Here is a 19,602-nt window from a genome sequence, read left to right on the forward strand (position 1 = left end):
GACGCGGCGGGACGCGGCAGCGCACGAATCCGGCCGCCCTGCCGCAGTGCGGCAGGGCCGCTGCGGTCGCGCTGCGGTACTCTTATACCTACGTACTTTCCCTAGGGTGCACTCCTCGATGGCCAGATCATCCATCCGTTCCGGCAGCACCAAGGCGCGCCTGCTCGAAGCGACGGAGGAGTTGTTCATCGAGCACGGCTACGAGGCGATGTCGCTGCGCCAGATCACCACGCAGGCCGGCGCGAACCTCGCTGCGGTGAACTACCATTTCGGCAGCAAGGAAGCGTTGATCCAGGAGCTGTTGAGCCAGCGGTTCGATCGCTTGAACGAAGAGCGCCTGCAGCTCCTGTCGACCTGCGAGCAGGAGTACGGCGAACAGACGATGGACGTGTCCACGGTGCTCAGCGTGCTGTTCGCGCCGGGACTTCGCCTCACGCGCAGCGCCGCCGGCGGCCCCAACTTCCTGCGCCTGCTCGGCCGCGTCTACAGCGACCCCTCGCCGTTCATCCGCGAATACCTGCGCGAACACTACGAATCGATTTCGGGCCGTTTCTTCGAAGCCTTCTCGCGCGCGCTGCCGCAGATGCCGCGCCACGAACTCGGCATGCGCCTGCAGTTCAGCCTCAAGGCGCTGTCGGGCATGCTCGCCAGCGAGAACACCGACGAGCTGGCCGCGGCGATCTGCATCGGCGAGGAGGTCAAGGACACGCTGATGATCGCGCGCCTGATCGCGTTCATCTCGCCGGTGCTGACGACGCCGTTCGGGCAGACCGAGCAGGCCAGTGCGGTCGGGCGGGTGCTGGATCTTGCCGACGTGGCCGCGGTCGCGGTCGACACCAGAGAGAGAGAGGAACAGCGCGGGAGGACACGCAAGACGAAAACCGGATCGTCGTCCTGGACGTCGCGCACGGGAACCTGAGCCCCGCCTGCGTCACGCCGCTCGCCGAATCGGGAAGGTCCGATCGATCTTCACGGCGTCCTGTTCGCCGATGCCGGTGTCCGTTGCTTCCTCAGGAATGATCGAGGTGCGATTTTCGTGGAGCATTCCCGCTGTCGCGGAAATGCTGTCGCGGAAGTCAGGCTGGAATCGAGACCGTCGAACGCGTCTCAATTCCCCGCGAATGCGCACGCCTCCCACCCCTGCGGCGTTCCGGCCGTCGACGGACCGCGGAAATTCTGCAGATTGGATTGCGCCCACTCGTCGGCTTCGGCGACTTGCGCCGGCGTCAGATTCGCCGCCGCCGCGGCGATCTGTCGATCGAGCTGGGCGACGCGATGCTGCTCCGCGCCGAGGCGGTAGAGCTTGAGATAGCGGTAGTGCTGCACCGGATCGGTACCGACGACCCCGGCGAGCAGCCCTTGCGCTCCCGGCTCGTAGGCTTGCTGCAGCAGGTCGACCACACGCCAGTCGCCCGCGGCGAGACCCGCGTCGATCATCGACTTCGCGTCGCTGCGATAGGTCTGCAGCGCGTCCGGATGGTCGATCAGGCTGCGCGAGTCGTACAGCGGCCCGCGGCCGAGGTAGCAGGCTCGTGCGTCCTCGTCGCCGAGTCGTGCGGCTTGGGCGATGTTCGGGACGAGGCTGTCGAGCATCGCCTGGCTGGCGTCGTCGCAGAAGTTCTGGCTTTCTCGCACGCCTTGCTGGCGCAACTCCATGGCGTCGAGCAGGATTTGATAGGTGCGCAGTTGCTCCGGAGTCATGCCTTCTGTTTTCTTGCTGGTCAGGTCATCCGAGGCGCCGCTGTTCTTCCACTCCGATCCACGCAGGCGGCTGCAGCGGTTCACATCACGAAACAGCCGCGAAGCCGCAGCCGCATCGCCGGCGTTCGCGCGAGCCTGCAGTCCGGCGAACGTATCCCGCAACGGGGCATTGGAAGGTGGAAGCGGGTCGCCTCTTTTGGGAGCGAGCACAGCCGGCTTGACGCTCTTCTCCGATGGCGGGTTCACGGGCTCGACGGCAGATCGGAGGTCATGCCCGCTCGTCACCTCAATCGACATGCCGTCTCGCTGCGACGGTGCGCTGGAACGACCGACGAGAAAAGCGATGCCCGCGACGAAAATCGCTGCAATGACGAGCACGTCACGCTGCTTCATGGAAGTAAGGATTCATGTCGAGATGTACACGGCTGACCGTCGATTTCACTCATACGCGAATGAGCACGGATCCCACCCGAGAATGGTCGACTCGGTCGAAGTGCTGCCCTTGAAATTTTCTTCGAAGATCTTCTGCGCCCACGAATCCGCTTCCGCAATTTCCGCGGAGGTCAGTCCTTGCGCCGCAGCGGTGAGCTGTCGGTCCAGAGATTCCGTGCGGTAAGGCTCCGCGCCAAGGCGATAGAGCTTCAGAAACCGGTAGTACTGACTGAGATCCGAACCGAGCACGCCTTCGAGCAGGCTCTTAGAGCCCGGTTGCAAAGCACCTCGCACGACGTCGACCACCTTCCAATCGCCGGCCTCGAGACCGGATCGAACCATGGACGAGACACTTCCTCGGTATTCGTCGAGCAATGCCGGATGGTTCGCGAAGCTGCGCATGTCAAAGTTCGGCCCGCGCTGTAGATAGCATGCACGTGCCTCCTCGTCGCCGAGCTGCGCGGCGCGCTGCAGGTTCTCGACGAGACTGTTTCTCATGTCGCCGCTCAAGCCGCCGCAGAACTCGCGCATGCGCTGCATCACTTGGCGATTGTTCTCGATCGCGTCGAGCTGGGCTTGGTAGGTGAGCAGTTGCGCTTGATCCATCGACCCGACGTTCTCATCCATCAAGCCATCGACATTTTGCGCGTTGGTCGACTCGATGGCCGAAACCAACTCGCATCGATTGAGTTCGCGATAGAGCTGCGTCGCGGCTGCGGAATCGCCGCTGTTCGCCCGCGCTTGCAGTTGCGCATACATGTCCTTGAGGCGAGTACCGGGCGGCGGCAGAGACACGTCAGACACGGCGAGAATCCGGGAACTCTTCTGCGCTCGCGCCAGCTGCACCGGTGCAGGCACGGTGACATCCTCGGGTGCCGATTCGGAAGCGGCGACTTGACGCGCAGGCGAATCGACGCGCCCCAGCCAGTACGCCCCCACGCAAGCCAGCGAGACAACAGCAATTGAAAGGAAACGTCCGGGCCGCACGCCGTAATCCGGTTTGCTTTCGCTTCGCGCAAGCATGCGCGATATACGTATTCAGAAACAATCCATCCGCAAGAACGGCAGCCGCCGCCCCCTTAGCGCGACGCAAGGAGCGGCGGCTGCCCAATCGCTCACATCGGTAACGCTACAGCTCGCTTCCCTGCACGTAGATCGAGGCGGCGATGTCCGTATTGCCGACCATGATCGCCGTGTTCTTGCCTGCCGCAGCCGGCAGCCCCTCCTTGAGGTTGACCGCACCGGAAACGAGTGCGTCGAGCACTTGCGTGATGATCGGCAGGCCGAGCGCTATGTTGCCGCACCCCTTCGCCGCCGGAACGGCAAAAGAGTTGTCGACAAGCTTCACGTCTGCGAAATGCAGGATCACGCCATCCGGGGGGAAGTCGGTGATTTCGAACGTGAACTCGCCCGCGCTGCCGGAGATCGGCAGGTTCGGCGGCGGCGGATTGGTCGTATTGGTGACCAGGTTCAGAACGATCGGATTCGCGTACGAACCGATGTAGCAGGTGCTGCCGAGGAAAGGATTGTTCAAACGAACGCGGATGGGCAGATGCACCACCGTAGCGTCTCCGGTTTCCGGCGGCGAAGCGGCGTTGAAGAAATTCGCCCATGCCGGACCGGCCGGTTCCGAAATCGCAGTGACGCCATTGACCGAGTTCACGATGTCCCAGAACGCCACCCACAACGGAAACGGCCAATCCGGCGCCGGATTGACCAGACCGAGCAAGCCGCCCGGCACGGGAAGCGGAGTCGGCGACATCGTCGGTGCTCCTACGGCCTCATAGAACGGCGACTGGAAGAATGCGTTTTGGACGCCGCCCTGCAGAATGATCGGCGCGCTGATGGGCACGGACGCGTTCCCCATCTTGAACGAACCTGAAGTGACTTTTGAATAGACGCACGCCTGCGCATCCGGGTTCGTCGCGTAAGGGCAGTGCTGAAATACGGCGTATGGACCGGATGGCGTACCGGCCACGGCTGTCGAGGCGCCGGCAGCAACGAGCAAAGCGGCAGCGAGTGTATAGAGCGACCTTGGCATAGCGGACTCCTGACATAAGGCTAGGTTGGGCGATCTGCGTCGAGCGGTAGCTCGGCACGATGCGCCATTCGGTAACAGGAACAACCCTGGAACTATGGATGGCAATGTCCTCTTACTGGACGATCTCCATCGCCGGCACCGGGAGCGCGGGTCGTTCCGCAGGGGCGCTCCCGATCAATTCGATCCAATCGAACCGCGCATCAATAAAATCCCTTGCGGATACTGAGACCGATGATGCGAGGATCCTGAGTAAATACGTTCGCTGTCAGGCCCGTATCGTCGCTGTTGACGAAAGTGCCCGTGATAGCCGACCCGTTCAACACGTTCTTCACGTAGAGTTGGACGGTGAGGTCGGTTTTCAGCTCCTCGTAGGTCAACGACAAATTGACGTTGCCCCAGTCGTGCAGACGGTCGATCTTGTCCTGATAGATGCGCGCCCAGCTTTCTCCCTGGTAATAGAGGTCCGCGCGCAGGATGAGATTGCCGCGAGCGGTGAAGAACGTGTACGAGGGACTGAGGCTGACAGTGACGTGCGGCGCGTTCGGCAAGCTGTGTCCGCCTACCTTCGCGAGAATGCCTTGTCCGCCGTTCGGCGCGTCGGTGTCGGGGTTGTAGACGATGCCGGTCAGTTGCGACAGCGCGCTGCCTTCGCGGAATCCGTCGCCGTAGACCGAGTTCAGACCCGGACACAGGCCGGTCAAGTAGAAGCCGCCACCGGCTGCCAACACCTGCTCCACGATGGAACGCGGCGCAATGCAATTGGAAGCCTGCTGCACCCACGGCCGCACCAGCACCCAGTCGGGGTTGCCTTGAGTGCGATTCATCACATCGAGCGAGTACTGACCGCCCGCTAGGCGCGTACCGAGCAAGCCGACATTGCCGCTGAGCTGAAATGCAGGTGTCGGCTTCCAAGCGGCTTCCAATTCGAGGCCCCAGGTCTTGGCGTCGAAATTCTCGTTCAGCGTCGCGCGGTCCTGGATTTGCGAGATCTGATAGTTCTTGTAGTCGTTGTAGAACAGCGTCGCGTTGAACGTCAGCTTGCCGTCGGCCATCACGTTCTTCATGCCGACTTCGAACGCGTTGACGAACTCCGGCTTGAAGCGCGGGTCGCGCTGCATGAAGCCGAGATCGGGGTTCGCGCCGATTCCTGGTGAATTAGTGCCGCCCGCCTTGTAGCCGCGCGAAAAGGACGTGTAGATCAACGTGCTGTCGGTGAACGAGAGCTGCGGAGTCCAGTCCAGGACGACGCGCCCAGTCAGTTCGTCCCACTTTTGATGAATCTTCGACAGTTCCGGGTAGCCGCTGTTGATGGTGCCGCCTGCGGTCAGGCCCGGTGCGAGCAGGAGTTGGCTCGGCACCGGCGTGGTGCTCTTGCGGTCGTCCGTGTAACGAAGACCAGTGGTCAGCTTCAGCGTATCGCTGAGCTGCCAATACGCCTCCCCGAACAGCGCCGCGGAGCGCGTGTCGGCAATGTTACGGCTGCGGAAATAGTTGTGGCCGTCCCCGCTGATTCTGCTGAGCGGATTCGGATCGATGTAGACGCAATTCGGAACACCCGGCGAGACCTCAACGGTCTGCCCCGGCGCACAGTACGACGGTCCTTCGGGGAATATGGCGGAGCTGGTGCGATTGAAATAGTTCTCGGCGAGCAACGTGAACACGTTGTTGAAGACGAAGTAGTCCTCGTCCACTTTGTAGTAGAGATAGTTCGCACCGAGATTGAAGTTGAAAGGCCCATCGCTGGAGGACTGCAGGCGAAACTCCTGCGACCACTGCGTGCTGTAGGAGCGGCTCAGATCCACTTCGAGGAACCGGTCCGAGCAACCGAGCTGAGGGTCGCAGTACTTTCCGTTAGGCAACAGGTTGTATGGGGGACCGAAGGATCCGTCCGGCTGGATCGAGACAACGCTCCCATCAGATGTATTGGAAAAGATCGGATTGGACTGGAACCGGCCGTAGTCCTGCGACGAGTAGTAGCGATCGCGCGTATAGAGTGTTTGCGATACGAACTTCAAGTCGTCGCGCAACTCGGCGTCGAAATTGAATTGCACCACATCATTCTTGGCGCGAAAAATAGGATCGTAGGTCGTCGCGATCCGGCGCAGATCCTTCGACTGCACGACACCGGCAAACGGATTCAAGCCGCGCGGAATCGCTTGTGCGGTATCGCTACCGTCGGCCAGCAAGCCTATGACGCCGGGCACTCCTCCGGCGGCGAGGACCTGCGGCAGACTCCCGCCGTTGGGTACGCCGAATGCACCGTCACCGTAGAGCGAGCCGTCCTTGCAGCCCTGACTCATGAAGTTGCGACTGGTCACGTCAGGTACGGCGGTATTGCCAATCGTTTCCGGCCCCTGGTCGGTATGACAGAGCTGCTTACCGGTACGCGATCGATCGTCGTCCTCGTCGAAGTGTTCCCAGACGATGCTCGCATTGATGCCTTCCGTCGGTCTCCACGCCAACGAGACTCGTCCGGACCACAATTCGCGACCATTGACGTCCTTGCGCGTCACGCTGTTGTAGTCGTAGCCCGAGCGGTCGGTCCAAGCACCGGCGGCGCGGAACGCCAGACTGTCGCTGAGCGGCACGTTGACCATGCCGCTGAAACGCCGGCTGTCGTAGTTGCCGAGCTCGCCCTTCACCCAAGACTCGAAGCCGTCGAAGCTCGGCAGATTCGGGATCATGTTGACCACACCGGCGGTCGCGTTGCGGCCGTACAGCGTGCCCTGCGGGCCGCGCAGCACTTCGACCCGATCCACGTCGAAATATTCCTGCTCGAAAAGGCGATTGCGGATCATCGGCGTCGAGTTGAAGCTGACCGCGACGGCTGGGTCGGTCGTTACCGACAAGGCTTGCGTACCAATGCCGCGAATCTGGAAGTTGTAGCTGGCGAAATTCGTCTTGGTGAAGCTGACGTTCGGTGTCGCCGTCACCAAGTCGCCGCCCGTTTCGATCTTGCGGTCGCTCAGGTCCTCACCGCCGAAAGCGGTGATCGCGATCGGCACTTTCTGGATGTTCTCGACTTTTTTTTGCGCGGTGACCGTGATCGTTTCGAGCTTGGCCGTATCGGACTGGTCCTTCGGGGAATTCCTTCCCGCCGGCGCGGTCGCGCTCCCCGCGGCCTTGGCGTCTTGCTGCTGCCGTGCATCCGCTTGCGGGGACGGCGACTCGGATTGCTCCGGCGCATCAGCCGGCTGCGTAGCGGCCCGCTCCTGTGCGTGTGCGGCTACGGCCTGCAACAAGGCCAGCCACAAGAGACTGCGCCGGCCAATCGCCGACGTACGGCATTTCACATCGCGCATCGCTCTACCCTAAGAATTGAAATGGCTGTGATTCCCCGGTCACGACTTCCCTCGAGCCGCGGACGTTTGGACGGTCGACCGTTATAGAGTTTTCTCCGTTATGCCGGTCCCCTCTGGCTCACATCACACCCTGCCTCCCACTCCGAACGATAAGGTTGCGCAAGAGCATCCCGCCCTTGCGCAACTCGAACTCCCTTTCGTTTCCACGCCGCGAATGCGACTCACGGCCGCATTCGCCTTGGTTCACGGATACACCACTCCGAAGGCCGGATCGGGCGAAACATTGGTGAGTCCGTTGCCGGCCACTTTGCACAGACCGCTCGGGTTCAAATCCTGCCGGAACCAGAACTTCCCTGCATTTGCATCGCCCTTGCTGATCGAGCCGGTGCAGGTCACGTTGCTGAGCGCCGGAATCGTGACGCTGACGCCCGTGATGGTCACGTTGTTGTTCGGATCGGTCGGACTGATGACGTTTCCGATTACGCCGCCGGAATAGGTCGGAGCGCCCGTCGGGCCCGCATAGCCTGCGCTCGTCGGCGCAGCAATCGGCCAACCCGTTCCCGCCGGCGAGCTGGTCGGCAAACCATTCGCCTTGATCGCCGTGCACTGGGGGGAGCCGACGAATTGCGCGTCGATGACCGTACCGACACCTCCGGTTACCTGAACTTTGAACTTGGACGTGCACGGTACCGACATGCCTGCGAAGACTGCGATGGTCGGCCCTTGAAGCGTCGTCGTACCGTTCGCGCTACCGCCGACGGTATAGCTTGCTGCGAATACCGAAGACGCCGCCAGCGAGCAGGCGGCTACGAGAGAACTTGCAATCACTGCCTTTGCGAATTTCATCGGTATAGCCCTCATGGTGGGAGGAAGGTGCTTGTGCACCCGATATTTATCGCTCCCGGTATCGGAAGCGATACGGCACGATGACATCGCCGCCCGGTACGACGCTGCCAAAGTTCGGAAAATGCGCGAGCGACGCAAAGAACGCCGCTCCGCAACTGTGCTTTCGAATACGTACGCGCTCATATGCGAACCGTCTCCACGGGCCAAGACAACCAAATCGTCGGCTCCGCATCCGCCTTCAGGGAGCGCTGCCCGCGTTCGATCTCCTGCTCGACGGAGTCGGCCAAGCCCGTTACCCGCCGTATCGCATCGTCATGCGCCACCTGATCGAACGGAGCGGTCAGCATCGGCGCGATGAACGCGACCAGACGCGACAACAGCCGCTTGTCGTCGACCGGCCCGCCCACGCACATTGCCGCGATCAATTCGTCGAGGTTCTCGCTAGCGAGCACACCGGACAGCGCCTTCAGGCTGAACTGCAACCGCACCCCCAGCTCATGCCGCGGCACCTGCGGCAGCGCACGCGCGAACGCCGCGAAGAAGCCTTCGAAGACCGAGCGGTAGTGCTCCTGCAGGAAGTCGCGGATGAACGGCGACGGATCGCTGTAGACGCGACCGAGCAGACGCATCGATGCCGGTCCGCCGGCGCGGGCGAGGCGCAGCGCCGGCACGAACAGCACGCCGAGCACGGTGTTGAGGTCGGGCGCCTGCTCGCCGCCGGCGCGCTCGCACGCGGCCAGCAGTTGCTCGCGCTCGCGGCTGAGCCGGTCCAGGCGCTGCGACAGCAGCTCGCGCATCAGCGCTTCCTTGCTGCCGAAGTGATAGTTCACCGCGGCGATGTTGGCGCCGGCCTGCATCGTGATTTGACGCAGCGACATGGCGTCGTAGCCGTGCTCGACGAACAACGCCTCCGCCGCCTGCAGCAGGCGCGTCTTGGTCCCGTTCGCGTTGACGTGCTTGCCGATCATCGACGAAGGCCCCCTGGGCGCAGCGTGCAGATGCGGAGGCCGCCTCCGGGGGAGATCGGCCAGACGTTCACTTCAATGAGTCGATTGATGAGACCACTTCAAACGACCGCTTGGCGATTGTAGGGAGGTCGTGAAGAGGCGCAAGCTGCAACGCAAAAACGAGACGGTCGCCGCTCGTTTTCGTGTCGCGAGGCCTCGTTTTCAGCGAGAGAAGCACGCGAAGCACGCCACCCGCATGGACGCGGAATCGGTGCAATTTGCTGCGCCGCAACCCACCCGTTCCACGTATCGCCCTGTCTTCAGCTCTGATCGCCACGAACAGGCGGGACGAGGACACTCCGCCCGCGAGTGCCGGCGCAGCCTCGCTATACTCCGGCCGCTTCGTCGTCAGGAACCGGCATGTCCATCTCCGTAGAGGTCGCTTCGACAGGTCGAGACGAATTCCTCGGCCACCCGAAAGGACTCTACGTCTGCTTCTTCACCGAGATGTGGGAGCGCTTCTCGTTCTACGGAATGAAAGCGCTGCTGCTGCTCTATCTGACCAAGTACCACCTGTTCACCGACGAGCACGGCTACAACCTCGTCGGCGCCTACGGCGGCCTGGTCTACGCGATGCCGGTGATCGGCGGGTTGATCGCCGATCGCTGGCTCGGCATGCGCAAGGCGGTCGTGTTCGGCGGCCTGCTGCTCGTGCTCGGGCACCTCGGCATGGCGATCGAAGGCCACCCGGCGACCAGCGCGAACGGCATCGTGACGCGCGACGCCGGCGCCTTGCAGGTCTTCTACTTCTCGCTGGCGCTGATCATCCTCGGCGTCGGCTTCCTGAAGCCGAACATCTCGACCATCGTCGGCAAGCTCTACGCGGAAAACGATCCGCGCCGCGATTCGGGCTTCAGCCTGTTCTATGCCGGCATCAACATCGGCGCGACGATCTCCGGCGTGCTCTGCGGCTGGCTCGGCGAAACCTACGGCTGGGGCTGGGGTTTCGGCGCCGCCGGCGTCGGCATGCTCGCGGGCCTGGCGAACTTCCTCTACGGCCAGAAGCATCTGCACGGACACGCCGAGCCGCCCGACCCCGCCGCGTTGCGCCGGCGCGTGTTCGGCTTCCTCACGCGCGAGCAGGCGATCTACCTCGGCGCGCTGGCCGGCCTGTTCGTCATCTGGGGCCTGATCCAGGCGCACTCGCTGTTCCTGGTCATCGTGCCCGGCTGGTTCGAGCCGAGTCCGGTGCTGCTCGCCATGCACTTCGTCACCGCCTGCCTGCTCGGCGGCATCCTCTGGTTCATGTTCGCGCGCTGCACGAAGGCGCAGCGCGCGCAGATGACGGCGGTGCTCGTCTTCATCGTGCTGTGCCTGATCTTCTTCACGCTGTACGAGCAGACCTACGGCTCCTGGGTGCTGTTCTCCGACCGGGTGATGAACCATCGCGCGCTCGGCGTCGAATGGAACGCGAGCGAACTGACCTCGCTCGGCGCAGTGTTCATCCTCGTGCTGGCACCGATCTTCGCGTGGCTGTGGCCGCGGCTGGAGGCGCGCGGCTGGAATCCGAGCAAGCCGGCGAAATCCGCCTACGGCCTGATCCTCGCCGGCGTGTCGTTCCTCGTGCTGGTGTGGAGCGCGCGTCATCCCGAAGCGAATGGGCTGACCGGCATCTGGTGGTTCGTGCTCGCCTATTTCGTACTCGAGGTCGGCGAGATGCTGCTGTCGCCGATCGGCCTGTCCGCGGTCACCGAGCTGTCAGTGCCCAGCGTGGTCGGACTCATGATGGGTGGCTGGTTTCTCGGCACCTCGTATTCGGAGGTGCTGGCGGCGCAGCTCGGCAAGCTGTCGGCGATCGAGATCCCCGAGGGCGAGGTGCTGAACGTCGCCGACGCGCTGGCCAAGTACGACGAGCTGTTCGTGTTCTCCGCCGAGATCGGCATCGCCTGCGGCCTCGTCACGCTCGCGTTGACGCCGCTGATCAAGCGCTGGATGCGCGGCGCCGGATCGGCGCCGCGTCGTCCCGTGGCGATCGAAGAGCCCTCGGTCTAGCCGACTACGGCGCGACGCCCGCGGCGTCCCGGCCGCCCTTGCCGAGGCTGCGATCCAGGAAGGCGAGCATCTTCGTGTACAGCTCGACGTTGTTGTCGGTGCGGTAGAAGCCGTGCCCTTCCTTGTCCTTCAGCAGCCACTCGTAGGGATACTTGCGGCGATCCAGCGCCTCCTTGAGCGCATCCGCCTGCGCGATCGGCACGCGCTCGTCCCGGCCGCCGGCGACCAGCATCAGCGCCGCCTCGATGCGATCGACGTTGCCGGCCGGCGAACGATTGCGCATGTCGGCCGCGTCGGTGCCGAGCACCTTCTGCAGGTAGCGCTTGCCGTACAGGCTGCGCGGAATGTCGCCGTCGCGATACATCAGACCGAGGTCGTAGACGCCGACGTAGCCGATCGCGCATCGATACAGCTTCGGCTCGCGCACGACGCCTTCGAGCGCGGCGTAGCCACCGTAGCTGGCGCCGTAGAGGCACAGCCGCTTCGGATCGGCGTAGCCCTGCTGCACCGCCCAGCGCGTCGCGTCGGTCAGGTCGTCCTGCATGCGCAGGCCCCATTGCTTGTAGCCGGCGCGCTCGAAGTCGGCGCCGTAGCCGCCGGAGCCGCGGAAATTGAGCTGCAGCACGGCGTAGCCGCGGCTGGCGAGCAGCTGCACCTCCGGATTGAAGCCCCACACGTCGCGCGGCCCGTGCGGGCCGCCGTGCGGGTTCACGATCAGCGGCAGGTTCTTGCCGTCGCTGCCGTGCGGCAGGGTCAGATAGCCGGCGAGTTCGAGTCCGTCGCTGGCCTTCAGCTGGATCGGCTGCATCGCCGCCATCCGCTCGGGGTCGATCCATTTGCGCGCGCTGCCGATGTATTCGGCATTCTTCTTGGTGGTGTCGAACAGGTAGAAATCGCCCGGATTGCGATCGCTGAAGACGTGCACGAGGCCGAACTTGCCGTCCTCGGCGAAGCTGCCGAACAGCGCGGCCTGGCCCGGGAACGCCTTCTGCGTCGCCAGCGCGAGGCGCGCATGCGGCGAATTCGCGTCGAACACGTGGAAGGCCGTCTTGCCGTCGTACGTCACCACGCCGTAGGCGTCCTGCTCGTCCGGCGTCAGCAGCAGCCGGCCGGGATTCGCGCCGCCTTCGTACAGCAGCTCCTTCGTTTCGCCGTCCAGGTCGACGCGGTACAGCGCGTCGGGCTTGTTCGGCCGCGACACGGTCGCGTACAGATGCCGGTTGTCGCGCGCGAACATGCGCGGCGTCATGTAGATCTTGCTGGTCTTCGGATCGTTGAAGACCTGCCATTCGCCGCCTTCCTCGCCGCGCACGTAGAGCACGGAATTGAGGTTCTCGTCCGGCGCGACCGCGACGCGGACCCGCCCGCGATGATCGGCGACGAACTCCGCGCCCGCCTTCGGGCCGACGCCGACGCGGCGCGTCTTGCCGGTGTAGACGTCGAGCATCTCGACGCTCGGCGGCGCGCCTTCGCTGTTCTGCCAGTCGAAGGTCTGCACCAGGATGTTCTTGTCGTCGCCCGGGATGCGGTCGATGAAGAACGCGCTGGCGTAGCGCTTCTCGCCGCCGCGCTTGATGTGCGAACCGACATCCTCGGCGCCGCGGTAGCCGAACAGCTGCATCGAGCCGCTGCCGTCGGCGTTGATCGCGTACAGCTCGCCGTTCGGCCGCGGCGCGTCGATGCCGCCGAGCTGCTCGGCCACGGAGGCCACCAGCCGCGTCTCGTTGACCCACCAGAACTGGTCGACGACGTTGTTCGCCGCCGCGCGGATGCTCGCCGTGCGCTGGTTCTTGGTGCGGTCGATGACGAACAGCACCGTCGTGTCCTCGAACGGCACCTTCACCGCGAGGTACTGCCCGCCGGGCGAGATCGCCATCTCCTCGAAGTCCGGCTTCTTGACGAAATCCTCGATCGAGACCTGCGCCGGCGACGCAGCCGGCGCCCCGGTCTTTTCCTCGGCCCACGCGAAAGCCGGCGCGAACGCCAGCGCTACGAAAAGCATCCGTTTCATTTCACCCTCCCCTCGTCGACCGCTTCCATGCGCACGAAGCCCGCTTCCTCGCGGGTACCTCGCGCGCTTCAGGTCGTCTTGACGCGTCCGTAGCGGTCTTCCAGACGCACGATGTCATCCTCGCCGAAGTAATCGCCGCACTGCACCTCGATCAGGTGAATATCCGTGTCGGTCGGATTCTCCAGCCGGTGCACGGTGTTCATCGGGATGTAGGTCGACTCGTTGCGATGAAGCAGGAATTCCTTCTCGCCGACGCGCACCTTCGCCGTGCCTTCCACGACGGTCCAGTGTTCGCTGCGGCGGTGATGCAGCTGCAGCGACAGCACCTGGCCCGGCTTCACGGTCAGGCGCTTCACCTTGCAGTCGTCGGCGTCCTCCAGCACGGTGTAGCTGCCCCAAGGACGATGCACCGTCTGGTGCACGCTGGCGGCGGCGTGGTTGACCGCGCGCAGGCGCTCGACCACCAGCTTGACCTGCTGCGCGCGCTCGCGATGCGAGACCAGCACCGCGTCGCCGGTGTCGACGATGACCAGGTCCTTGACGCCGACCGCCGCGACCATGCGCGCGTCGGACTGGATGTAGCAGTTCTCGCTCTCGACCACGATCGCCTGGCCGCGCACGCGGTTGCCGTCGCCGTCGGCCTCCGCTTCGAGGTCGCTGATCGCCTTCCACGAGCCGATGTCGCTCCAGTCGAACGCGGCCGGCACCACCGCCACCTTCGGCGCGCGCTCCATGATCGCGTAGTCGATCGAGATGTCCGGCTGCGCCAGGAATGCTTCGCGCGCGTACTCGACCGGGCTCTCGTGGCTGGTCGCCTGCGCGTGGCACGCCTGCGCGGCGGCGAACACGTCTGGACAGACCTCGGCGGCGACCTGCAGCAGCGCGTCGGCGCGGAAGCAGAACATGCCGGAATTCCAGACGTAGTCGCCCGAGGCGACGTAGCTCTCGGCCACTTCGCGGGTCGGCTTCTCGACGAAGGCGCCGACCTGGCGGCCTTCGCGACCGGCGATCGCCTCGCCCATGCGCACGTAGCCGAAACCGGTCTCCGGATGCGTCGGCCGGATGCCGAACGTCACCAGCCAGCCGTCCTGCGCCAGCGCAGCGGCGCGTTTCGCGTCGGCGACGAAGGCGTCGAGATCGCGGATCAGATGATCGGCCGGCAGGATCAGCAAGGTCGCGTCGGCGCCGACGTGCTCGCGCGCGTACAGCGCCGCCAGCACCACCGCCGGCGCGGTGTTGCGCCCGGCCGGTTCGAGCAGGAACGGCAGGCGATCCAGATCCGCCTGCGCGTGCTGCGCGTACTCGTCGCGCGTCAGGAAGTAGTAGTCGCGACCGGTCACGGTCAGCACCGGACCGCCTTCGGCGAGGCGCAGGGCGCGATCCAGCGTCTTGCGCAGCAGCGACTCGCCGTCGCCCATGCGCATGAACGGCTTCGGATAGGCGCTGCGCGACACCGGCCACAGACGGGTGCCGGCGCCGCCGGAAAGGATTACGGGTACCAACATTGCCAACTCTCCGTTCCCCATCGCTAGGGCATTTTCGTCAGATGCGCGCATGGCCTTTCCTCTCCCGCTCGCGAGAGAGGTCGCGCCATAGGGGCGGGTGAGAGAGATCGGAGTGGAGCGCTCCGCTTCGATTCCCCTCATCCGGCCCTTCGGGCCACCTTCTCCCGCGAGCGGGAGAAGGGAAATCTCATGTCCAGGCCCCTCGTCACCTCACCCGCTTGCGGGAGAGGTCGCGCCATAGGCGCGGGTGAGGGAGATCGGCGTGAAGCGCTCCGCTTCGATTCCCCTCATCCGGCCCTTCGGGCCACCTTCTCCCGCGAGCGGGAGAAGGAAAAAAGAGCGGGAGTCCTAACCGGAACTCGCGGCGATTTCGCCGAGAACGTCGTCCACACCCACGCGCCAATCCGCCAATTCTAGCCCGAATGCGGATTTCAGCCTGGCGCAGTCGAGCACCGAGTAGGCCGGCCGCCGCGCGCGCGTCGGATAGTCGGCCGTGGCGATCGGCAGCACGCGCGGCGCCCGCGCGATCAAGCCGCGCGCGGCCGCCTCGCCCAGGATCGCCGCGGCGAATTCGAACCAGCTGCAGTGGCCGCCGGCGACGAGGTTGAAGACGCCGCTCAGCGCGCCCCGCGCTTCAGGTGCCGCCGACTGCCGCCGCTCGATCGCCGCGGCGGTGGTGCGCGCGATCCAGCGCGCCGGCGTCGGTGCGCCGACCTGGTCGGCGACCACGCACAACTCCTCGCGCTCGGCGCCCAGACGCAGCATCGTGCGCAGGAAGTTGTGTCCGTGCGCGGCGTAGACCCAGGCGGTGCGGAAAATCAGATGCTCGGCACCGCTCGCGCGCAAGGCGACCTCGCCGGCCAGCTTGCTGCGACCGTAGACGCCGAGCGGCGCGGTCGCATCGTCCTCGCGATACGGGCGCGTGCCGCTGCCGTCGAACACGTAGTCGGTCGAGTAATGCACGACCAGCGCGCCGTGCGCTCTCGCCCAGTCGCCGATCTCGCCGAGCGCGCGGTGATTGACGCGATCGGCCGGTTCCGGCTCGTCTTCCGCGCGATCGACGGCGGTATAGGCTGCCGCGTTGACGATGACGTCGGCGCGCGCCGCTTCGAGCGCTTCGCGCAGCGACGCCGCATCGGCGAGATCCGCACGCAAGCAAGGTGCGCCGTCGGCCAACGTACCGTCGCGAGTCGCTGCAAGGACTTCGCCCAACGGCTTCAAGGCATCGAGCAGTTCATGGCCGACCTGGCCGTTGGCGCCGAGAATCAGGATTCGTTTCATGGCTCAATGAATCGCATTGGCCCAGCGCAGGCCGTCGGGCAACTGCGCCGGACCGTACAGAAAGTGCAACACGCGCCGTGCCGACACGGCGGTCGCCCTACCCGAAGCATGTACCAGCAGAGGCTTCATTACGAGCGTGCCGCCACGCTCGACGAGGCACGGAGCCATCCGCGTGGAGGCCATGCGCGCGAGTGCTTCCATAGTGAGGCGGCCACGGCGATGCGAACCGGGCACTACGCGAAGAGGTCCGCCGGAAGCATCCACCGGATCGAGCTGCAGGCGCACAGCGATCAGCGTTTCGAGGATCGTTGCGGGCGGCTGCACGAACCATACTTGCTGCTTTCGCGACCATCCCGTCCAGCCGACGGCATCCATGCGAGCGGACACCGGAACGCTCAAATCCTGATGCGGAGCGACCGACCAGTTCGACCGCGCATCCTTCGAAAACAAGGTGCATTGCACCGCGACGGCAGCAGGTGGAAGTAGATCGGCGAGTACGGGATCGTCACGCAAGGCTCGCGCGACGTCGGCGACCTCCGCTATGTCGAGCAGGCGCCGCGATCCCGCCCGCCGCAGCTGCGCACTCGCCTCGACGATCCTCAGAAGATCGTCGCAAACCAGGTCGGAAACCATCGGCGCCAGCACGACGTAACCGTCCGCGTCGAATGACCGGCGAGCGTCGATCACGAAGGGCGCCCGCACCGACACCGTCCCATCACGTTGCGGGATACGTCGGCAACTTCGCGCGCGGCACATCGGCGAGAAACGGTGCCTTGGCGTCCTTGTCCGACAGCGTCGGCTTGGCGATCGGCCAGTCGATGCCGATCGCCGCGTCGTCCCAGCGCACGCCGGCGTCGGCCGCGGCGTCGTACAGCGCGGTGCACTGGTACGCGAAGGTCGCATGGTCGGACAGCACGGCGAAGCCGTGCGCGAAGCCTTCCGGAATCCAGAAATGGCGCTTGTTCTCCGCCGACAGGATCGCCGCGGCCCAGCGGCCGAACGTCGGCGAGCCGGCGCGGATGTCGACGGCGACGTCGTAGACCTCGCCTTCCAGCACGCTGACGAACTTGCCCTGCGGATTGGGCCACTGGTAGTGCAGGCCGCGCAGCACGCCGTGCGCCGAACGCGACACGTTCGACTGCACGAAGCGCAGGTCGAGGCCGGCGTCGGCGAACTTGCGCGCGTTGAAGCTTTCGTAGAAATACCCGCGCGCGTCGCCGAACACGGCCGGTTCGATCACGACCACGCCCGGCAGATCGGTTTCGATGATCTTCACGAGACCCTGCCCTGCTTGACCATCTGCATCAGATAACGTCCGTAGCCGTTCTTGGCCAGCGGCTCGGCCAGGCGCAGCACCTGCTCGGAATCGATCCAGCCGTTCTCCCAGGCGATTTCCTCCGGGCAGCAGACCTTCAGTCCCTGCCGGTTCTCGATCGTCTCGATGAAGTTCGACGCCTCGGTCAACGACTCGTGCGTGCCGGTGTCGAGCCAGGCATAGCCGCGGCCGAGCTTTTCCAGCATCAGGGAACCATCGTCGAGGTAGCAGCGGTTCAGATCGGTGATCTCCAGTTCGCCGCGCGGCGAAGGCTTCAACGACGCGGCGAAATCGCAGACGCGGCCGTCGTAGAAATACAGTCCGGTGACCGCCCAGTGCGAACGCGGCGCAGCGGGTTTTTCCTCCAGGCCGACGACCTTGCCGCGCGCGTCGAACTCGGCCACGCCGTAGCGCTCCGGATCGCGTACCCAGTAGCCGAACACGGTCGCGCCGCGCGCGCGCGCGTCGGCCGCGGCGAGCTGCTCGGTCAGGCCGTGGCCGTAGAAGATGTTGTCGCCGAGGATCAGGCAGCTCGGCTGGCCGGCGACGAAGTCGCGCCCGATCAGGAACGCCTGAGCCAGACCGTCCGGAGAAGGCTGTACCGCGTAGCGGATCGACATGCCCCATTGCGACCCGTCGCCGAGCAGGCGCTCGAACAAGGCCTGCTCGTGCGGCGTGTTGATCACCAGCACCTCACGCACGCCAGCCAGCATCAGCGCCGACAGCGGGTAGTAGATCATCGGCTTGTCGTACACCGGCAGCAGCTGCTTGCTGACCGCCTGCGTCAGCGGGTAGAGCCGCGTGCCGGAACCGCCGGCGAGAATGATGCCGCGTCGTTGCGTCATGGCAGGGTCCTTTGCGGGAAGGATTGGGACGCGGATCGACGCGGATGGACGCAGATAGGAAGAGGCAAATTGAAAACTCCATCCGTGTTCATTCGCATCGCGCCGTGTCGAACGCTCTTCGATTCGTCGCGCCGAAACGCCCGTGCGACAGCCAGAGGCTTGGACGCGGATCGACGCCGATGAACACGGATAGAGCGCTTATTTTTCATCCGTGTCCATCGGCGTCGATCCGCGTCAAACGCTTTTCAATTCGTCGCCCCGAGACGCTCCATGCGATAGCTGCCGTCGAGCACGCGCCCGACCCAGTCCTGATGGGCCAGATACCAGTCGACGGTCCGCGCGATGCCGGTCTCGAACGATTCGCGCTGGCTCCAGCCGAGCTCGCGCTTCAGCTTGGAAGCGTCGATCGCGTAGCGGCGGTCGTGGCCCGGACGGTCCTTCACGTAGCGGATCAGCGATTCGCGACGACGTCCGCCGTCGAGCGGCCGGCGCTCGTCGAGCAGCGCGCAGATCGTCTTCACGACGTGGATGTTCTCGCGCTCGGCGTCGCCGCCGACGTTGTAGACCTCGCCGACGCGGCCGGCTTCGAGCACGCGCCGGATCGCGGTGACGTGATCGCCGACGTAGAGCCAGTCGCGCACGTTGCGTCCGTCGCCGTACACCGGCAGCGCCTCGCCGGCGAGCGCCTTCTGGATCATCAGCGGAATGAGCTTTTCCGGAAACTGGAACGGCCCGTAGTTGTTCGAGCAGTTCGTCGTCAGCGTCGGCAGGCCGTAGGTGTGGTGGAACGCGCGCACCAGATGATCGGAGGACGCCTTCGACGCCGAGTACGGCGAGTTCGGCTGGTACGGCGATTCCTCGGTGAAGCGCCCTTCCGCGCCGAGCGAGCCGTACACCTCGTCGGTCGACACGTGCAGGAAGCGGAACGCGCCGCGGTGCTCCTCCGGCAGCGCGCGCCAGTACGCCAGCACGCATTCGAGCAGGCTCAAGGTGCCGACCACGTTGGTCTGCACGAAGGCGGCCGGCCCGTCGATCGAACGGTCGACGTGCGATTCGGCGGCGAAATTCACCACCGCGTCGGGTCGGTGCTCGGCCAGGACGCGACGCACGAGGTCGGCGTCGCCGATGTCGCCGTGCACGAACGCGTAGTCGGTGCGATCCTCGACCGCGGCCAACGTATCCCGATTGCCGGCGTAGGTCAGCGCGTCGAGATTGACGATGCGCCAGCCGCCGGCGGCGAGCGTGTCGAGGACGAAATTGCCGCCGATGAAACCGGCGCCGCCGGTGACGAGTAGGGTCTTCACGAGATTGGTCGCACTCCGAA

15 protein-coding genes are annotated in these 19,602 nt (G+C 64.9%); 2 read left to right on the forward strand and 13 right to left on the reverse strand.

Annotation, left to right across the window (positions count from 1 at the left end):
• Nucleotides 1–118: 118 nt before the first annotated feature.
• Nucleotides 119–919 (forward strand): TetR/AcrR family transcriptional regulator, encoded by an 801-nt coding sequence (locus J7520_RS12615; RefSeq protein ID WP_291188760.1) that lies wholly within the window; start codon nt 119–121, stop codon nt 917–919.
• Between the two features lie 188 nt (nt 920–1,107).
• Here the strand turns inward: J7520_RS12615 and J7520_RS12620 are convergent, their stop codons facing one another.
• From J7520_RS12620 to J7520_RS12645, 6 genes are all read right to left on the reverse strand, one after another.
• Nucleotides 1,108–2,094, reverse strand: coding sequence for a hypothetical protein (locus J7520_RS12620; protein ID WP_291188762.1), 987 nt, complete (start codon nt 2,092–2,094; stop codon nt 1,108–1,110).
• Between the two features lie 45 nt (nt 2,095–2,139).
• Nucleotides 2,140–3,156: a hypothetical protein gene (locus J7520_RS12625; RefSeq protein ID WP_291188764.1), complete on the reverse strand. Its 1,017-nt coding sequence runs from the start codon at nt 3,154–3,156 to the stop codon at nt 2,140–2,142.
• A gap of 106 nt (nt 3,157–3,262) precedes the next feature.
• Complete coding sequence (locus J7520_RS12630; RefSeq protein WP_291188766.1) at nt 3,263–4,174, reverse strand: hypothetical protein; 912 nt, start codon at nt 4,172–4,174, stop codon at nt 3,263–3,265.
• Nucleotides 4,175–4,374: 200 nt separating this feature from the next.
• Nucleotides 4,375–7,476 (reverse strand): TonB-dependent receptor, encoded by a 3,102-nt coding sequence (locus J7520_RS12635; RefSeq protein WP_291188768.1) that lies wholly within the window; start codon nt 7,474–7,476, stop codon nt 4,375–4,377.
• Nucleotides 7,477–7,719: 243 nt separating this feature from the next.
• The gene (locus J7520_RS12640; protein ID WP_291188770.1) at nt 7,720–8,322 is read right to left on the reverse strand and encodes a hypothetical protein; all 603 of its coding nucleotides are present in this window, start codon (nt 8,320–8,322) and stop codon (nt 7,720–7,722) included.
• Between the two features lie 179 nt (nt 8,323–8,501).
• Entirely contained in the window at nt 8,502–9,290 is a 789-nt protein-coding gene (locus J7520_RS12645; RefSeq protein ID WP_291188772.1) for a TetR/AcrR family transcriptional regulator, read from the reverse strand.
• A gap of 399 nt (nt 9,291–9,689) precedes the next feature.
• Here J7520_RS12645 and J7520_RS12650 point away from each other — a divergent pair, with 399 nt between their 5' ends.
• Nucleotides 9,690–11,321, forward strand: coding sequence for an oligopeptide:H+ symporter (locus tag J7520_RS12650; RefSeq protein WP_291188774.1), 1,632 nt, complete (start codon nt 9,690–9,692; stop codon nt 11,319–11,321).
• Nucleotides 11,322–11,325: 4 nt separating this feature from the next.
• Here the strand turns inward: J7520_RS12650 and J7520_RS12655 are convergent, their stop codons facing one another.
• The 7 genes from J7520_RS12655 to rfbB form a co-directional block, all read right to left on the reverse strand.
• Entirely contained in the window at nt 11,326–13,332 is a 2,007-nt protein-coding gene (locus tag J7520_RS12655; protein ID WP_291188776.1) for a S9 family peptidase, read from the reverse strand.
• Between the two features lie 68 nt (nt 13,333–13,400).
• Nucleotides 13,401–14,837, reverse strand: coding sequence for a mannose-1-phosphate guanylyltransferase/mannose-6-phosphate isomerase (locus tag J7520_RS12660; protein ID WP_291188778.1), 1,437 nt, complete (start codon nt 14,835–14,837; stop codon nt 13,401–13,403).
• A 348-nt stretch (nt 14,838–15,185) separates the two neighbouring features.
• Nucleotides 15,186–16,118: a dTDP-4-dehydrorhamnose reductase gene (gene rfbD, locus J7520_RS12665; RefSeq protein ID WP_291188780.1), complete on the reverse strand. Its 933-nt coding sequence runs from the start codon at nt 16,116–16,118 to the stop codon at nt 15,186–15,188.
• A 3-nt stretch (nt 16,119–16,121) separates the two neighbouring features.
• Complete coding sequence (locus J7520_RS12670) at nt 16,122–16,805, reverse strand: phytanoyl-CoA dioxygenase family protein (RefSeq protein WP_291188782.1); 684 nt, start codon at nt 16,803–16,805, stop codon at nt 16,122–16,124.
• A 28-nt stretch (nt 16,806–16,833) separates the two neighbouring features.
• Nucleotides 16,834–17,394, reverse strand: a complete 561-nt coding sequence (rfbC, locus tag J7520_RS12675) for a dTDP-4-dehydrorhamnose 3,5-epimerase (protein ID WP_291188784.1) — start codon at nt 17,392–17,394, stop codon at nt 16,834–16,836.
• Nucleotides 17,391–18,278 carry a glucose-1-phosphate thymidylyltransferase RfbA gene (gene rfbA / locus J7520_RS12680; RefSeq protein ID WP_291188785.1) on the reverse strand — a complete coding sequence of 296 codons (888 nt, stop codon included), beginning with the start codon at nt 18,276–18,278 and terminating at the stop codon, nt 17,391–17,393. Before rfbA ends, rfbC begins: the two co-directional genes overlap by 4 nt.
• 245 nt (nt 18,279–18,523) lie before the next feature.
• Nucleotides 18,524–19,582, reverse strand: coding sequence for a dTDP-glucose 4,6-dehydratase (rfbB, locus tag J7520_RS12685; protein WP_291188787.1), 1,059 nt, complete (start codon nt 19,580–19,582; stop codon nt 18,524–18,526).
• Nucleotides 19,583–19,602 lie beyond the last annotated feature (20 nt).

It is taken from the genome of Dokdonella sp., from assembly GCF_017744955.1.
GTDB lineage: Bacteria > Pseudomonadota > Gammaproteobacteria > Xanthomonadales > Rhodanobacteraceae > Dokdonella_A.

What these genes read in the sequence shown, in the direction of transcription:
- J7520_RS12615 (WP_291188760.1), top strand. Translation starts at nt 119, where the DNA reads ATGGCCAGATCATCCATCCGTTCCGGCAGCACCAAGGCGCGCCTGCTC.
- J7520_RS12620 (WP_291188762.1), bottom strand. Translation starts at nt 2,094, where the DNA reads ATGAAGCAGCGTGACGTGCTCGTCATTGCAGCGATTTTCGTCGCGGGC.
- J7520_RS12625 (WP_291188764.1), bottom strand. Translation starts at nt 3,156, where the DNA reads ATGCTTGCGCGAAGCGAAAGCAAACCGGATTACGGCGTGCGGCCCGGA.
- J7520_RS12630 (WP_291188766.1), bottom strand. Translation starts at nt 4,174, where the DNA reads ATGCCAAGGTCGCTCTATACACTCGCTGCCGCTTTGCTCGTTGCTGCC.
- J7520_RS12635 (WP_291188768.1), bottom strand. Translation starts at nt 7,476, where the DNA reads ATGCGCGATGTGAAATGCCGTACGTCGGCGATTGGCCGGCGCAGTCTC.
- J7520_RS12640 (WP_291188770.1), bottom strand. Translation starts at nt 8,322, where the DNA reads ATGAAATTCGCAAAGGCAGTGATTGCAAGTTCTCTCGTAGCCGCCTGC.
- J7520_RS12645 (WP_291188772.1), bottom strand. Translation starts at nt 9,290, where the DNA reads ATGATCGGCAAGCACGTCAACGCGAACGGGACCAAGACGCGCCTGCTG.
- J7520_RS12650 (WP_291188774.1), top strand. Translation starts at nt 9,690, where the DNA reads ATGTCCATCTCCGTAGAGGTCGCTTCGACAGGTCGAGACGAATTCCTC.
- J7520_RS12655 (WP_291188776.1), bottom strand. Translation starts at nt 13,332, where the DNA reads ATGAAACGGATGCTTTTCGTAGCGCTGGCGTTCGCGCCGGCTTTCGCG.
- J7520_RS12660 (WP_291188778.1), bottom strand. Translation starts at nt 14,837, where the DNA reads ATGTTGGTACCCGTAATCCTTTCCGGCGGCGCCGGCACCCGTCTGTGG.
- rfbD (WP_291188780.1), bottom strand. Translation starts at nt 16,118, where the DNA reads ATGAAACGAATCCTGATTCTCGGCGCCAACGGCCAGGTCGGCCATGAA.
- rfbA (WP_291188785.1), bottom strand. Translation starts at nt 18,278, where the DNA reads ATGACGCAACGACGCGGCATCATTCTCGCCGGCGGTTCCGGCACGCGG.